At 67.4% G+C, this 17679-nt stretch carries 4 protein-coding genes; all 4 read left to right on the forward strand.

The genetic code is table 11. From position 1 onward, the window contains the following. The first annotated feature begins 190 nt into the window (after window positions 1-190). From AC2RP6_RS07015 to AC2RP6_RS07030, 4 genes are read left to right on the forward strand one after another with little or no spacing between them, the layout of a single operon-like run. Window positions 191-3130 carry an SNF2-related protein gene (locus AC2RP6_RS07015; protein WP_486445394.1) on the forward strand — a complete coding sequence of 980 codons (2940 nt, stop codon included), beginning with the start codon at window positions 191-193 and terminating at the stop codon, window positions 3128-3130. Beyond that, complete coding sequence (locus AC2RP6_RS07020; protein WP_486445395.1) at window positions 3130-8616, forward strand: hypothetical protein; 5487 nt, start codon at window positions 3130-3132, stop codon at window positions 8614-8616. Before AC2RP6_RS07015 ends, AC2RP6_RS07020 begins: the two co-directional genes overlap by 1 nt. Beyond that, window positions 8613-15338 carry a DEAD/DEAH box helicase gene (locus tag AC2RP6_RS07025; RefSeq protein WP_486445396.1) on the forward strand — a complete coding sequence of 2242 codons (6726 nt, stop codon included), beginning with the start codon at window positions 8613-8615 and terminating at the stop codon, window positions 15336-15338. The genes AC2RP6_RS07020 and AC2RP6_RS07025 overlap by 4 nt, the downstream gene beginning before the upstream one ends. Further along, window positions 15335-17659: a UvrD-helicase domain-containing protein gene (locus tag AC2RP6_RS07030; RefSeq protein WP_486445397.1), complete on the forward strand. Its 2325-nt coding sequence runs from the start codon at window positions 15335-15337 to the stop codon at window positions 17657-17659. Before AC2RP6_RS07025 ends, AC2RP6_RS07030 begins: the two co-directional genes overlap by 4 nt. Window positions 17660-17679: the final 20 nt, after the last annotated feature.

Here is a 17679-nt window from a genome sequence, read left to right on the forward strand (position 1 = left end):
ACAGTGCCTGGTGAGAGTCTGTGTCGGAATGGGTGCGTACGGGGCGTCGAGCGACGGTTTCCAATGCAGCCCATTGGGGTGTGTGCGGCGGTCTGGGCCGCTAGTAGAGGATCGGAGCGGACGTTGAGCGTCGAGGCGGAAGCCGTGGGCGGCCAGGGCGATGCAGTGTGGGACGCCTGGAGGCCCGACGATGCTCCGGACCGGCCGACAGGTCCTGCCTCATCCGGCTACGCGCCGGGAAGCTCAGGTACTGATCCGTGACGAACTGTGGCTCGTCCGCAACTGCAAGGACACCAAGCTCGACGGGTGGATGGTCGAGGTCACTGGCATCTCCTCGTTCGTCCGCGGCACCGACGCCGTGTTCTACAGCCGGCTCGACGACATCCAGGTCCTGGACCCGCGCGAGACGCGGCTCGTCCCGGACGACTCGCCCAACCACCGACGCGGCCGGCTGTTCCTAGAGTCCGTGATCCGCAAGACGTTCCTGCCGCAGACCGAGCACGGGCTGGCACTTGCCGACGGCTTCCTCATGGACCAGCAGGTGCACCAGCTCCGTCCTGCCGAACTCGCGCTGTCGATGAAGAACCCGCAGCCGCGCATCCTGATCGCGGATGTGGTGGGCCTCGGCAAGACCCTGGAGATCGGGGTATTGCTGGCAGAGCTTATTCGCCGCGGCCGCGGCGAGCGGATCCTGGTGGTGACCCCGCAGCACGTGCTGGAGCAGTTCCAGCGCGAGCTGTGGACCCGTTTCGCCATCCCCCTCGTCCGCCTGGACTCGACAGGCATCCAGCGCATCCAGCAAGACATCCCCGCCGGCCGCAACCCGTTCGCGTACTTCAAGCGCGCGATCATCTCCGTGGACACCCTCAAGAGCGCCGTCTACGCACACCACCTAGAGCACACCGACTGGGACGCCGTCGTCATCGACGAGTCCCACAACCTGGTCAACCGCGGCACGAAGAACAACGAGCTCGCCCGCCTGCTCGCCCGCAAGACCGACGCCCTGGTGCTGGCCTCGGCCACACCCCACAACGGCCGCGCCGAGTCCTTCGCCGAGCTGGTCATGATGCTGGACGAAGCCGCCATCGCGAACCCCTCCGCCTACGAGGTGGAAGACCTCGGCCACCTGTACATCCGACGCACGAAGACCTCCGCCGAGGTGCGCGACTCGCTGAAGGGAGCCTGGGCCGACCGTGGCCCCTCGCAGCCCATCCACGTGCCGGCCGGCGAGAAGGAGCTGGCTGTCTTCCAAGAGCTGGCCACCCGCTGGATTCCAGGTGATCCGGACCATCCCTCAGTCAGTCGGAACCAGCTCGTGCCGTACCAGCTGCTGAAGTCCTTTCTGTCCTCGCACCGGGCCCTGCTGGAAACGGTCAAGACGCGCCTGAAGACCCTGGACGCACCGCAGGACGGTGCCCGGGAAGCCGCACGACAGGCGGAACTCGCCGTTCTGCTGGACCTGCGGACCCTGGCCGAGCAGATCCAGGACGAGGATTCCGCGAAGCTGACCGCGCTGGTGGACGAGCTGCAGACGATGGGGGTCGGGCCGGGCTCGGACGCCCGCGTGGTGGTGTTCTCCGAACGCATCCCCACCTTGAAGTGGCTGGCCCAGGCAGTCCCGACCCTCCTTGGCTTCCCGCGAGGCGCCGACACGGACGCGAACAAGCCCTGGCTGGCGTTCGGCGGCGCAGTGCAGGTCATGCATGGTGAGGCCACCAGCGACGAGGAGCAGCAGGCCATCGTCGAGAAGTTCGGGCTGCGCGACGATCCGGTCCGTATTCTGTTCACCGGTGACGTCGCCTCCGAGGGTGTCAACCTGCACCAGCAGTGCCACAGGCTGATCCACTTCGACCTGCCCTGGTCCCTGATCCGCATCGAACAGCGCAATGGCCGCATCGACCGCTACGGCCAGGAGCACCAGCCGCAGTTCCGGGCACTGATCCTGACCAGCGACGTCCCATGGCGAACGGACGATTCGACCGGCCACCCCCGCACCTTGGACGACCGGCTGGTGGGCGAGAAGCTCCTCAAGCGCGAGGAGGAGGCACACAAGATCGAGGGGTCGGCAGAGGCGGTCACCGGCTTGTACCGGGCCAAGGAGGAAGAAAACCGCCTCACCCAGGACCTGATCGCGGGCCGGACCGTCGAAGAGTCGCTCAAGCAGTCCCAGCAGGGCGGTGCCGCGTTCCTCGCCGGTCTCCTCGGACAGGTCGGTGCCGTGCCGGAACACCCCGAGATCCGCCGTGCAAACATCCCCAGCCTCTTCGACTCCACCGCCAGCTACTTCGACGAGGCGCTTCGCCAGGTCTGCCGCCCGAACCCCGAGGACCAGCTGTCCCTGCGCCGCGACGACGACGGCACCATCGCGTTCGAACCTCCGCGCGACCTGCTGTACCGGCTCAAGGCGCTACCCAAGTCCTACCTGGACGAGCAGCAGATCATGCCCAGGAAGAACGAGCCGGGCCGTATGCGGATCACCTTCTCCAAGGACCTCGCGGCCTCACGGCTGAAGGCGGCGCGGGAGTCCTCCAAGTCCCAGTGGCCGAACATCTCCTACGTCACCGACGTCCATCCGGTCATGGACTGGCTGACCGACAAGGTGCTCGTGGAGATCGGCCGCCACCAGGCCCCGGTACTCGCCGCCGCCGTGGACACCCCGACCTTCCTGGTCCAGGGCATCTGCTCCAACGCGCTGGGTCGCCCGACCCTCGTCGAGTGGATGGCCGTTCACGGCCTCCCCGGTGCGCCCGAGGTCACGTCGCTGACCGCTGATGTGCTGGAGCAGTACGGCGTGGGCCCGTCCATGCCCGGCCGGTCCATGCCGCTCGACATCGACGGCCTCACCGCACTCGTACCCACTGCCATCGAGGAAGCGGAACGGCACCTCGTGAAGCTCAGGGAGGGCTACCGCCGACAGATCGAGGAGACACTCGCCCCGTACCGCAAGCGGGTCGTCCACTGGCAGCAGGAAGCCATCTTCTCCGCGGACGGCACGGGCAAGCGCGGGGTCAATCTCAGCGCCAACCGCCGGCTGAAGCTGATCAAGTCCCTGGAGACGACGGGCGAGCCCATGCTGCGCTTGCTCGCCGTCCTCGAACCGCTCAACGCCACTGAAGGAGGCACCGCCTGATGAGCATGGACTTCGACTCCTTCAGCAACCGCGGTGAGTACCTGTCCGCGCACTACTTCGCCGAACAGCTCGGCACCGACCTCAAGAAGGGCCTCTTCACCACCTGGGCCCTGCGCGAGGGCGACGAGAAGGACCCTCGCCGCACACCCCGCGAAATGCTGCGCGGCCTGCGCGGCACCTATCTCGCAGAAGACGTACGCGGCTACTTCGCCGATGCCGCCGACCGTGACGCCGGCGACGAAGCCCGGTTGAACACCCACAACAAGGCTGAGTGGCGCAAGCGACTCGCGGAGTGGCACCAGACAGTCCTGGGCGCCCTCGGCTTCGAGTCCACGCCTACCGAGGTCACGGTCCACCGTGCAGGACGTGATCACACTCTGACTGCGGCGTACCACGGCCACGGCATCGTCGCCCTGGACTGCGGGTGGGCCTCCGACAACGACGCCGCCCTCGATGCCGACGGCGCTGGCCGCCTACTGTCCCCTCTCCGGGTGAGCGCGAGCGAGACGTTCGAGACCGGCCCAGCCCTGGCCTCCTGGCTCTTCCAGAGCGAGCTCGGGGAGGCTGGCGGGCCCCGTCCCCGCTTCGTACTGCTGCTGTGCGGCGGTGTCCTCGTCCTGGCCGACCGGCAGTCCTTCAATGAGGGCCGCTACCTAGCGGTCAACCTCGACGCGGCGCTGGAACGCAACGACCGTAGCCAGCAGGGCGAACTCGCGACCATCGCCGCCTTGTTCAGCCTGGAGATGCTGCGTCCCGGCGAGAACGACCAAAGCCGGGCCATCGACGCGCTGCTGAAGTCTTCCAGCGCCAACGCTGCCGGCGTCTCCGGCGACGTTCGCCACGGTCTTCAGCGCTCGGTCGAGATCATCGCCAACGAAGTGCTTCAGCGGATGGCCGAGCCGAAGAACGACGTCACCCCAGCCGACATCGAAAGCCCGAAGATCCCCTTTGCCCGGGAACTCACCCGCGAGAGCCTTCGCTACCTCTACCGGATCCTGTTCCTCCTCTACGCCGAGGCTCGACCCGAGCTGGGCATTCTCCCTGCCGACGACGGCAGCTACGAGGCCGGCTACTCCATGGCCCGCCTGCGTGAGCTCGTCGAGCGCGACGAGGAGCTCGTCGAGGAAGAGGCCCGCAACGGCTTCCACCTGTACGAATCCCTGAGCGTTCTCTTCAACAAGGTCAACTTCGGCCACCGGGCGTACGGCACCGAGGACGACGACGATCAGCCCGGCGACGACGCAGAGACCCTCAGGGCGAAGGCCGCCCGCCGCAGTGAGGACCGTGGCCTGCGCTTCGAACCCCTGCGCAGCGAACTCTTCGAGCCCTCAGCCGTCCGACTCATCGGCCGAAACGTCGTCGACCCCCGCAGCGATGAGGACAGCGACCCACGCTGGCTCGACCTGCGTCTGCGGAACTCCGCCCTGCACGAGGTGCTCCGCCTGCTCACGATGAAGAGGGGCAAGCGTGGCGAGCGCGGAGGCTTCATCTCGTACCGCAATCTCGGCATCGACCAGCTCGGCTCTGTCTACGAAGGCCTGATGTCCTACACGGGCAGAATCGCCGAGGAGGAACTGTGCGAGGTCGCCAAGGGCGGTGACCCGGAGAAGGGCTCTTGGCTGATCCCCTCTCGAAAGCAGGACCAGTACCCGGACAAGACCCTGGTCCACTACGGCGAGGAAGACGCCCGCAAGAACCTGCGGGGAGTCAAGAAGTACGAGAAGGGTTCCTTCGTCTACCGCCTCGCCGGCCGTGACCGGGAGACTTCCGCCTCGTACTACACACCCGAATCCCTGAGGCAGGTCACGGTAGAGCTCACGCTCAAGCACCGTCTGGACCAGGAACGTGACGCCGACGGCAACGTGGTCAAGACGAGGGCCGCCGAGCTACTCAAGTACAAGATCTGCGAGCCGGCTCTCGGCTCCGGAGCCTTCCTCAACGAGGCCATCAACCAAGTGGCCGAGGAGTACCTGCGGCGTCGCCAGGAAGAGCGCCGCACAAGCATCCCGACTGCCGACGCCCTCGCCGAGAAGCAGAAGGTCAAGGCATACATCGCCCTCCACAACGCGTACGGTGTCGACCTCAACCGCACGGGCGTCGAGCTCGCCGAGGTGTCACTCTGGCTGAACACCATGCATCCAGGCATGCGGGCGCCGTGGTTCGGCCTGCACCTGCGGCGCGGCAATTCGCTGATCGGCGCACGGCGAGCGGTATTCCCGGCGGACGACGTCACCGACAAGGAATGGCTCAAGGCCAAGGGAGCTTTGGCCCCGACGCCGCTTCCGTTCCTCGACGACGGCAAGCCCCAGCCCCTCCCCCAGGACGCGGTGCATCAGTTCCTTCTGCCGAGCCCCGGGTGGGCGGCGGTCGCAAGCTCGAAGGAAGCGAAGGAGCTCGCGAAGGAGGACGTCGAGAATCTCGCAGCCTGGAAGAAGGGCATCCTCCAGCGACCGAAACGCAGCACCGCCCACCTCAACAAGGACGGCAGCCCCAAGCTCAACCCCAAGACCAAGGAGCCGAAGCCGGAAGCGCCGTCACAGTTCACCCGGCTGCGTGATGCTGCCCGGCGGGCGGAGTTCCTCTGGACACTGGTCGCCAAGCGCATGGAGCTCTCTGAGCAAGCCATCGCACGCCGCATCGACGTGTGGGGCGCATTCCCCGACGACCCGGAGTACGGCTTCCTCCAACGCCCCAAGCACGCCATGCCCAAGGAGAAGGTCCTCGAAGATCTCTTCAACGCCGCGGACACCCCCTACTGGCGACTGAAGAAGATCATGGACGCCTGGTGCGCCCTGTGGTTCTGGCCTGCCGACAAGGCTGACCTACTGGACGGCACGGCGAGCGAGTACGCGGTGCACTCTGCGGTCACGGAGGTAGACGGCCTGACCAGGGTGCTCGAGGGCGCACCGCTCCCCATGGAACCGCCGGCCCCAGCGGACACACCGGGAGCACAGGCCCCACCCGGAAGCTCCGGGCCACGCTTTGTCGAGGCGACGGCACTCTTTTCGCTCGGCCCCGAGCAGACCAGCCTCGCGGACCTCGAGCTGACAGCGGACAACGCGATCGTGGAGGTGCAGGAAGTCAAGGCCAAGGGCGGAGGAAAGCCCGCAGCGCCCAAATCGAGCACGCCCACACGACGATCCATCGTCCCGCTTCAAGACCTCGAGGACTGGTTGGAATTCCTGGAGGCCATGCTGGGCACGTCCGACGTGCCTGAAGGCACGCTCATCGACCGCTTCACGAGTCTGGAGGAACTCAAGAGCTACGAGGAAACGCTCCCCGGCTTCATGGGCATGGACGCCGGCAATCCGGAGGACCGCTTCCCGTGGCTCCGGGAGACGCGGGACATCGCCGAGGAGCAGGGCTTCCTGCACTGGGAGCTGGAGTACGCCCTCGTCTTCGCGCGCACCGGCGGCTTCGACCTCCAGGTCGGAAATCCTCCGTGGGTGCGCCCTCGGTGGAACGAGTCTGCGGTGCTTGCCGAGCACGAGCCGTGGTTCGAGCTGCAGGAAAAAGCGTCCGTGGCCGAGAAGGAGCGACGCCGCCAGAAGGTTCTTGAGTCCGCCGAGGCTCATCATTACGTGGTCGGCGAGCTGACGAATACAACCGCCCAGGTCGCCGTTTTCGGTTCGCCACAGATGTACCCATTGCTGACAGGAACCCAGCCAGATCTCTACCGGGCATTCATGTCCCAAGTTTGGGCGCATTCCTCACTGCGAGGCACTGCCGGGATGGTTCACCCGGACACCCATTTTACGGGAGATAATGAAGGAAACCTCCGCGAGGCGGCATACGGCCGTCTGCGCGTGCACGGAGACTTCGTCAACGCTGGACAGCGTTTCTTCCCCGAGCCGGTTGGCCACACAGCTCACTTTGGCGTGCACGTCTACGGCCAGCCTAAGGAAATCGCCTTCGATCATCTTTCGTGGCTGGTCTCAACAGACGCCCTGCGGCATTCGGCCGAGCACGACGGTTCCGGCGAGGTGCCGGGGGTCCGATACCGCAACGGTGAGTTCGATGAGCGTCCTCACAGAGCCCGTGTAATTCGAGTCGACACCCAGCAACTGTCTGTTTGGCAGCGCCTGCTGAACGAAACCGGCCAGCCCATCGAGCAGGCCCGCCTCCTGTTTCCCGTCAGTACTGGGGAATCGGCAGCGATCCAGGCGCTGGCTGACTATCCGGTGCGACTTGGCTCGGCTGCGCGGATCTCCTCGGGATACCACGAGAGCGGCGCCAAGAAGGACAACCTCATCGATTACAACCGACCCGACCCGAACACCGGCAGAGAGTACCAGCCGAACCGCTGGCGACATGTAGTACTTAAGGGCACGCAACTTAGCGTGGCTACCCCCGTGTTCAAGCGGCACGACGCCAACAGCAACGACGCATACGGCGCTGATCTCGTAGCTCTCGCTGACGACTTCGTGCCCGACACCGCCTACGTACGGGCGAAGGGCAGGAACCGTGCCTACCTCTCAGAGCAGGAACGGTGGACCGACCATCAGGCCCTTACGCGCCTGCGTACTTGCGACACTGCGATCCGCCGTGCACGGAAGACGGTCGCTCAGGCGTATCAGATCCCGGAAGGGCAGGCGACTCCAGCGCAGATCGACGCCGTGCTGGTGGAGAGAGCTCAGCGCAGGTACGCCACTTTTCACCGTCTTGCATGGCGCAAGATGATTGCCCCAAACACTGAGCGTGCGCTCTACGCCGCTCTCGTACCACCAGGCACAACACACATTCACGCCGTGCACAGTCTTGCCATGCCGGATCTCCATCTCACTGCGCTAGTCAGCGGATTCTGGGCCTCGCTTCCGCTCGACTATTTTCTCCGGGCAACCGGTCGGGGCGACCTTCAGGTCAAGGGCGCTAGAGTCATGCCCGCTCCCACCCCTACTCATCCCCTTGCCTCGGCCCTCCTCCTCCGCACCTTGCGGCTCAACTGTCTCACCCGCGCCTACGCGGATCTCTGGGCGACGCTGTACGACCCGACCTGGCCCGCCTACGAGCCGTGGGCTGGCGAGTGGCCTGGGCTTCAGCCGCTGCACGATGTGTCCCCAGACTGGCGTCGCGAGACACCCCTCCGCAGCGAGCGAGCCCGCCGGTCTGCCCTGGTAGAGATCGACGCCTTGGTCGCTGTATGGCTCGGCATGGATGCCGACGCGCTCATCGCGGCGTACCGGGGCCGCTTCCCCGTGCTCCAGAAGTACGAGGCCGTGACCTGGTTCGACTCCGAGGGCTGGAAGATTGCGGGCAATGCCCGCACGATCGGTCAGCGCCAGACGAAGGAGAGTTGGGCGCAGTTCGAGGCGTACCGGGCCGACCCCGCCAAGGCCCCAGTGCCGGATGGCTACACCGCGCCCTTCCACAAGGCGGACCGTGAGGCCGAGATGCGGGCGGCGCATGCCGTGTTCCAGAAGCGACTGGATGAGGCCGTGGCACGTGGTGAATGGGATCCGGTCAAGCAGGAGGTGCCGCAGTCATGAGGCCGACGCTCCAGGCGCGGGGGCTCAAGGAGAGCCTGCTGCAGTACCTGTCGACCACCTACGCGCTGACCGACGAGGGCGCGCGCGAGGCCCTGCACCGGTTCCTCGGGGACGAGACCTCTGGGATGTTCCGAGGGCCGTACCTGCGGATCAGAACGCCCTTCACCGTGGCCGGTGAGGACTGGCGCCGGCATCTCGAATGGCAGCGGGAGGGGTTCAGGCCGTACGCGCACCAGGCCGTCGCCTTCGCACGGCTGACTTCCGCGCACGGGCACACGCCGCAGCCGACGCTGGTCACAACCGGCACCGGTTCCGGCAAGACGGAGTCGTTCCTGTACCCGGTGCTCGATCATTGCCGACGGGAGCGCGAGGCGGGGAAGACCGGCGTCAAGGCGGTCTTCCTGTATCCGATGAACGCCCTCGCCACCGATCAGGCGCAGCGCATCAACGACCTGCTCACGCAGAACGCCGAGCTCGGAAAGCTGTCGGCTGGGCTGTACATCGGCGAGCGGGCCGCGACGCAGTACGAGAAGGTGCGCACGCGGCGTTCAGACATGCAGATGTCGCCCCCGGACGTACTGATCACGAACTACAAAATGCTGGACCTGCTGCTCCAGCGTGCCGATGATGCGCCGCTGTGGCGGGAGTCGGATATCCAGTACGTCGTCGTGGACGAGTTCCACACCTACGACGGCGCGCAGGGGACGGACGTCGGGATGCTGCTGCGCCGGCTCGCGGCGGCCGTCGGCGCGTCGGAGGAGGGGCGGCCGCTGGGGAAGATCTGTCCAGTGGCGACGTCGGCGACGCTCGCTTCGGGGACGGACGAGGACGGAGTGGGCCAGCTGCTGGAGGTGGCGACGCACGTCTTCGGCACCCAGTTCACCGCGGAGTCGATCGTCGGGGAAAACCGGCTGTCGGTGGACGAGTTCGCTCCTCTCACCGAAGTGACCATGCAGCCGATGCCGACCCCCGACGAGCTGTTGGCGCTGCCTGACCCGACTGCCGGCGACGAGGCGCTGCTTGACCTGATCGAGAAGGTGACGGATGTCCGTGACCTCGATCCGTTCGTGCTCGGTGCCAACCTCAAGCGGCACCTGTTCACCCGCGCGGTGATGCAGGCGCTCAGTGGTGAGGTGAAGACCAGCGCCGAGGTGCTGGATGTGATGTGGCGGGCCGGTGCGGCCGGCTGGTCGCAGGCGGTGGCTCGTCAGCCTGAGAAGGCCGCCGAGGCGCTGGCACGGTTTGTCGCGCTGCTGTCGCACGCGCGCGATCCGGAGTCCACGCCTTCCGAGCCTCGGCCGTTCGTGCAGGTCGAGGTGCACCAATGGGCGCGTTCGGTGTCTCGTCTTCTGCGCGGTGTGCTGCCCTGGCCCAAGGCTGAGTTCCGCTGGGATGCGGCGGGCATGGTGGATGCGAGTGCGGCGGACAGCGGGCGTACGGCTCCGGTGACAACGGCCACCTCTGGCCAAAGCGCCAACCTGTTTTTGCCGGCGGTCTACTGCCGTGACTGCGGACGGTCGGGCTGGGCGGTGTTCTCGCCCGAGAGCGATGACCATGACGTCCAGTTCGACACGTACAAGATCCGCCGGTCGTCCCTCGGGCAAGACAAGGCGCGGGTACGGAACCTGATCGCCGCAACCGACCGGGAAGCCCGTGAAGGTTCCGGCGCGGCGCTCATGACGGCGACCAGCGGCAAGGCCGGCTCGGTAGCGTCGCAGGGGGCAGGCGGAACGTTGATGGTGCTGGACGGCACCCGAAAGCGGCTGCGGCTGCCCGACCCCCTCAACGACTACGACCGGGACACCAAGGAGCCGCGGGTCACTGCCCGTGACTCGGCCTTCGTGCTGGTGAACTTTGGGGAGACGGCGAACACCGCGGCCAAGGAGGACTGGTGTCCGGCGTGCGGCGAGCGCAACGCTATCCGCTACCTCGGCACTGGTGCGGCTGCGATGGCTGCTGCGTCGATCACGCAGCTGTTCACCGGCGGGGAGCTCAACGAGGAGCTCCACGAGGACAAGACCCTGATGTTCAACGACTCGGTGCAGGATGCCGCCCACCGAGCCGGGTTTGTGGCGAACCGCTCGTTCACCTTCTCTCTCCGCGCTCTCCTGGCGGGCCATCTGCGGCATGACGAGCCCACCGCGCTCAACGACGTGATCGCGAACGTGGTCGAAGCGACTACGGACAAGGACACCCTCTCCGCGGTGGTGCCACCGGACCTGCACGGGTTCAAGGGCGTGGACAGGCTGCTGTCCGGACAGGGCCGCGGCGGGGACCTGAAGACCTGGCGGCTCATCGGCCAACGCCTCGCCTTCGAAACCCTGATGGAGTTCGGATTCCGGTCGCGCAACGGCCGTACGCTGGAGCTGACCCGGACCGCCGCCGCGCAGGTCCGCATCGACGATCCGGCAGCTGTGATCGCACTGGTCAAGCAGCTCCACGAGGAGTGTGTACGCGACGGCCTGCCCCTCGTGCCGCAGGACGACGCCCGGTACCTGGGGTTCGTACGTATCTTCCTCGAGCGGTTGCGGACCCGTGGTGCGGTCGCCCACCAGTGGCTGAACAAGTACATCGACGAGGCGGGCACCAGCAGGTACTACATCTGGGGCAAGCGCGAGCCGGGCATGCGTGCGTTCCCCAAGGGGATCGCCGCCCCGGTGTTCCTGCTCGGGCAGACCAAAAACGGAAGCGAGTTCGACTTCGCGACCGGACGGTTGTCCTGGTACGAGCGGTGGGCCGGGCGGTGCCTGGAGCTGCCGCGTGAGCTGGCGCCCGAGCTGTGGAGTCGGCTGCTGCCCGAACTGGCCTCGATGGGCCTGGTGTCGGTCCGCACCCCGAACGACACGTCGGTGCGGGTCTACGGGCTCAAGCCCGGCAGCATCGTCGCCCAACTCCTGGACGACGATCAGGTGCGGTCCTCGTATGTGCGCTGTCCGGTGTGCTTCTGGGAGCAGACGGTCCACCCGTCTCTGCTAGACCAGTGGCACGACCAGCCCTGCCCCTCCTACCGGTGCCGAACGGGCCGCCTGGTGGCCGGCGACCGACCCGAGGGCCTGGGTATACACCACCGCGACCGCGACTACACGCACGACTACTACCGGCGCCTGTACCGCGGCGCGGGCACGTACCAGGTGGTCACGGCGGAGCACACCGGCATGCTCAAGCGCCAGCAGCGGGAGAAGGTCGAGGAGGCGTTCAAGCGCGGCGGCGGATTCAAGGACCCCAACGTGCTCTCGTGCACCCCCACGCTGGAGATGGGTATCGACATCGGTGACCTGTCAGCAGTGGTGCTGGCCGCGCTGCCGCGCCGTCCCGCCTCGTACGCCCAGCAGGTTGGCCGGGCCGGGCGCCGCACCGGCAACGCCTTCCTACTGACCATCCCGGATCGGCGCCGCCGCGACCTGTACTTCCTGGAACGCCCGAAGGACCTGATCGCCGGCACCATCGTGCCGCCCGGCTGCCACCTCTCCGCCATCGAGATCCTGCGCCGGCAATACCTGGCCCACCTCCTGGATCTGGCTGCCGCCGGCCGCCTCGTCCGGGCGGACGGCATCGTCCTGCGCGCGCTGCCGCACAAGGCACCTCGCCTGTTTGGGCCGTCCGGCTACCTGAACGACCTGGTGGAGCTGGCCATCGACCAGGGCGCGGAGCTCGTCAAGGGATTCCTGCGACTGTTCCCCACCGGAGTCAACGACCAGGCCAAGGCCGACCTGGCGGAGTACGCAACCCACGGGCTGCGCAGCAAGGTGGAGGAGGCGGAGCGGGAGTGGCGGCGAGCAGAGGACGCCCTGCGGGCTCGCCTACGGCAGATCGACGAGGCCCATGGCGATCTGCACGAGTCCGATCCGGACCAGGCCCGCCAGAAGGCTGAGCTGGACGCCGAGCGCCGCGGGGTGGGCAAGCGACTGCTCCACCTGGGCGAGACCTCGGCGCAAGGCGCGCTCTGCGACCTGGGCCTGCTGCCGAACTACGCGCTGATCGACTCGACAACCACGCTGTCGGCAACCCTGTACGGGGAAGACGGCATCGACCCGAAGACCGGGAAGGTCCTGTACACCTCCGAGACCCTCCCCTACGAGCGGCCCCGCCGCTTCGCCCTCCAGGAGCTGGCGCCGGGCAATACCTTCTACGTCAACGGCTACCGGCACGAGATCACCGGTCTGGAGCTGTCCACCGGCGGGCGGCAGGAGTGGCGGACGTGGCGCGTATGCCCGGGCTGCGGCTACGTCCGCACCGACGACGCCGCCACCGACCGCTCGCCGTGCCCAAGGTGCAAGACGAGCCAGATCGCCGACGACGGCTCCTGCCTGTTCCAGATCGTCGAGCCGGCCACGGTGACCTCGCGGGACAAGCGAGAAGACGCCCGGATCCGCGACGACAAGGACGACCGCGACCGCCGTTCCTACACGGTCGTGGACGCGGTCGACATCCCGGTCGAAAAGATCGAGCGGGGCCTCTCCTGGCGGCATGACCGCGAGACCTTCGGGGTCGACTACTGCCGCAGCGCCGTGATCCGCCGGATCAATGTGGGGCCCGTCCGCTACGACGCTCCGGCCCGGGACGACTTTGCCGGGCACCTGGTACGGCTGAACCCGTTTCACGTGTGCACCGCCTGCGGGGCTGCCACCTCGGACGGCCGGCCGGTGTTCGACCATGACACCGACGCCCTCGACTCGGCTGCAGCCCGCGCTCCGCAGCTCAAGCACCACCGCCCGTGGTGCCCACTGCGGCGCGGCAAGAAGGACGGCGTCACCCAGGAACCGGTACTGCTCGCCCACCAGCTGGAGACCGAGGCCCTGCGCATCCTCATCCCGGCCGCGACCGCGGACGTGGACGCCAAGGTGCACTCGTTCCGTGCCGCCCTGCGGCTCGGCGTGGACCTGCACTTCGGTGGCGACCCCCAGCACCTCGACACCACTGTGGCGTCTATGCCGGACAACGACAGCGGGGAGCGGCGCTGGTTCCTGGTGCTGTTCGACAGCCTGCCCGGAGGCACCGGCTACCTGGACCGGCTCACCGACCGGAACGCCTTCCGTGACACGCTCGCCCGAGCGTACGAGCAGCTCAAGGCGTGCCCATGCGCGGAGGAGCAGCGCCGGGCCTGCCATCGATGCCTGCACCGCTACACCCCCGAGCAGTTCCAGGACGTGGTCTCGCGGCAGGCAGCGCTGACCATGCTTGAATCCTTGCTGTTCAAGGGCGACGGCGAAGACGGCTGGGACGTCAGCGATGTGGATCACACCGGACTGGTCGGACTGGACGCTCAAGTCGAGTCCGACCTGGAGGCCCGGTTCCTGACCGCGCTGCGGGACTGGGTGAAGGCCGCCGACGACGCGGCCCTGGACGAGGATGGCCATGCCAGCGGCCACCTGCGGTTCACCGACGGCTCCGAGGTCATGCACTGGCGGCTCACCGCCCAACGCCAGCTCGAAGGCACACGAACCGACTTCACCTTCACGCGCGTGGGTGGGCCGACGCAGAGCGTCCACGTCTATCTCGAAGGTTTCCGGTTCCACGCCAGCCGGGAACACAACCTCATCGCGAAGAACGCAGCTCAGCGCACGCGGCTCCGCGCCGACGGGAAGCTAGTCTTCCAGATCACGTGGGCGGACATCGACCTGTTCGAACAGCGGCCGGGCCGCACCCGTCCGGTGTGGCCACCGTACCGGGGCACAGCTCAGGAGCGGGCGAAGTCGGCGTACGAGCAGTACGGCGGCAACCGTGCCCACTTCGGCGAGGCCGTCTTCGCCAACCCGATCGACACACTGATCGCCTACCTGCGTGATCCGGAAGCCGCACGTTGGGCGCGCCGGGCAAGAGCGCTGGTCACCGGGCTCACAGGCGTGCCTGCAACGGCCTCTGTCGCCGCGACAGGCAAGCGCAGCGAGCTCGTCACCGCGCTGCGCGAACAGCTCGCAGTACTCGGGGCAGGCGAGCAGCACCACAAACCAATCGTCCCCGACGCGACGGGCATCGGACCCGTCCACGTCTTCCGCACCCAGGATGAGCACGGCCTACCGATCCTGTTCACGCTGGATGCCGCAGACCTCGAGAACCTGCGGTGGACCGCACTGGCCATCTTGGACGACAGGGATGCCGTCCTCGACACGGACGAACACAAGCTGCGATGGCGGTCCTGGCTGTACTGGACCAACATCACCCAGTTCCTGTCCTTCGCCGGAGGCGACGGGGTTCAGCTCGCAGGCAGCAAGGCGGCGGACTTCGAGGTCGAAGTACTCGCTGTGTGCGGTGGACTCGGCGAGCTCGAGTCCCTCGCCGCTGCTCTCACTCCGGCAGTCGAGCCAGCCGTCCAGCCCGCCGTCCCGGAGCCGGCCGAGGACTCGGCAGCCGAGGCGGCGCTGCGCCGGATCATCCGGGACGCCGCTTGGGACGAGGACATCCTGGAGATCCTGCGCGAGGACTCGGAGGCGTCGCCCGATCTGCTTCGGCTCGCCGAATCCCTCGCCGACCGCGGCAAGCAGGCACCCGTCTTCGGATTCGAACTGGGCGCCAGCGGCTGGCAGGCCGAGTTCGCGTGGCAGACCCCCGATCTCAAGATCGCCGTGGTTACCGCCCACTGCGGAGACGACGATCCCGAGGCTCAGCGCCGGGACGCCGCGTACGCCCAGGACGGCTGGACCGTTCGCACGGCTGCCGACTGGCTTGACCACCTCGACACGCTGCTCGAACAGCTCCCCGACACGGAAGGCACCACCCGATGACCGCCCGGCTCAGCCTGTACCGCAAGGCCGAACAGGAGCTGTACAAGCTTGACCGCTCGGTCAAGGCCCAGTTCTACGACTTCTGCCACGACTTCCGGAAGAACCCAAGCCTTCCTGGGTTCAAGCTCAAGAAGCTGAAGGGCGACTCCCGGATCTGGTCCGCCCGCGTGAACCAGTCCTACCGCGCCCTCCTCGCACCCACGGGTGTCGATGCGGATGGCACCGAAAGCTGGCTGGTCATCGCCGTCCGCCACCGCAGGGACGTCTACGAGGAACTCCAGGTCGCGGTCAACCGCGTCACCGGCGAGATCGAGTTCGTCGACCTGGCCGTCGTCGGCGACAGCGCCCTGCGCCGTGCTGGCATCACCCTCACTCCTGCCGAGCCGGACCAGACGGAAGTACCCGTCGGACCGGCGCCGTCCCCCGCCGTCGAACCGGCAGAGCCTCCAGCCACGCCGACGCTGCTCGCCGCGTACACCGCCGAACAGCTGCGCGACCTGGGCGTCGCGGACCAGCTCATCGAGTTGGCCCTCTCGGTCACCGACAGCACCGAGCTGGACCAGCTCGTCGAGGGCGCCCCCCTGCTGTCCAAGGACGTCCTGTACGGCCTGGCCGCCGGCATGGACATCGACGAGGTCCGCAAGGAGATCACCCAGCCCGTCGAGCTCGGCCACGAGCCGGACCTTGGCGACTTCGCCGCCGCCCTGACCCGCACCAAGGTCACCGCCGTCGACGACGCTGTGCAGGCCGCCATCGACGAAGGCGACTTCCGTGCCTGGAAGGTGTTCCTCCACCCCACCCAGGAGCGCATCGTCCACCGTCACTACAACGGCCCTGCCCGCGTCTCGGGCGGACCGGGCACCGGCAAGACCATCGTCGCTCTGCACCGGGTCAAGCACCTGGCCGAACAGCTGCCGCCTGGTCACGACAAGCCGATCCTGCTGACCACCTTCACGAAGAACCTCACCACCGACCTGCGGCTGCGCCTCGCCTCGCTCATCGAACCCGAGCTGCTGGCCCGCGTAGAGATCGCCCACATCGACCAGCTCGCCGCACGAGTGCTCGGCGAAAACACCGCGCCCGGCCGCGGCCGGCAGCGCGTCTACGACAACGTGGCGCTGAACGAGATGCGCCAGCTCCTCGCGGAACTCGACGACCGCCGCTGGGAGGCGGAGTTCCTGCTCGAAGAGTGGGAGCAGGTCATTCTCGGCCAGTCCGTACCCACGCGCTCCGCCTACTTCCAGGCGCGCCGCGCCGGGCGGGGCCGCTCACTGACCCGGCCCGAGCGCAACCACATCTGGAAGCTGATCGAGCAGTTCACCGCCCGTCTCGACAAGCTCGGCGTGGAGACCTGGGGCCAGGCTTCCGAACGCGCCGCCCGCTTCGAGATCGAACGTGCCGCGAAGATCCGGGCCCGCCGCGAGTACAAGGAGGAGGTCGGCGGCAAGGACCTCATCCACCGCGACAACAGCTCGGGCATGCGCTACCTCGGCTTCCGCTACCGCCACATCGTCGTCGACGAGGCCCAGGACCTCAGCCCCGCGCATTGGAAGATGCTTCGGGCCATGGCCGACCCGGACCTGCCCAACGACATGTTCATCGCCGGCGATACCCACCAGCGCATCTACGACCACCAGGTCGCACTCGGCGCTCTCGGCATCAACATCCGCGGGCGGTCCTCCCGCCTCACCCTGAGCTACCGCACCACCAAGGAGATCCTCGCCGACGCGCTGCGCGTCGTCGAACCGCGCAACTCCGCCCCGAAGGGCGGCTACGACGACCTCGATGACGGCACCGACAACCTCGCGGGCTACCGGTCCGTGCTCCACGGCCCTGCCCCTACCTTCACCCCGTACGGCACCTGGGACGACGAACTCGCCGGCCTCGCCACCACCCTCGCCGCCTGGCGCAGCGAACTCTCGACTGACGAGAACGGCTCTCCGCGTGACCCGAGCGGGCACATCGCCGTATGCGTCGCCGATCGCGACATGGTCAGCCAGACCATGTACTACCTGATCACGAAGGCCGGCATCACCTGCGCCGAACTCACCAAGGAAGGCCCCAAGGGGGACGGCGAAGTCCACGTCGGCACCATGCACCGCTTCAAGGGCCTGGAGTACCAACGTCTGGCGATCGTCGGTGCCAGCGACGGCATCATCCCTCGTACCCACGTAATCGACCGCTACCGCGCTGAGGACCCGCCGCGCTACGAGCGGGAGCAGCGCAAGGCTCGCTCCTTGCTCTTCGTGGCGACAACTCGGGCAAGAGATGCACTCACGATCAGCTGGCACGACAAGCCCAGCCCCTACCTGCCGATCTAACCAACTGCTGGCCTCCCCGC

The sequence above is a fragment of the Streptomyces sp. WAC03905 genome (assembly GCF_057371075.1).

Bases quoted from the DNA above. Each gene is read 5' to 3' on its own strand.
- AC2RP6_RS07015 (WP_486445394.1), top strand. From the start codon at position 191: ATGCTCCGGACCGGCCGACAGGTCCTGCCTCATCCGGCTACGCGCCGG.
- AC2RP6_RS07020 (WP_486445395.1), top strand. From the start codon at position 3,130: ATGAGCATGGACTTCGACTCCTTCAGCAACCGCGGTGAGTACCTGTCC.
- AC2RP6_RS07025 (WP_486445396.1), top strand. From the start codon at position 8,613: ATGAGGCCGACGCTCCAGGCGCGGGGGCTCAAGGAGAGCCTGCTGCAG.
- AC2RP6_RS07030 (WP_486445397.1), top strand. From the start codon at position 15,335: ATGACCGCCCGGCTCAGCCTGTACCGCAAGGCCGAACAGGAGCTGTAC.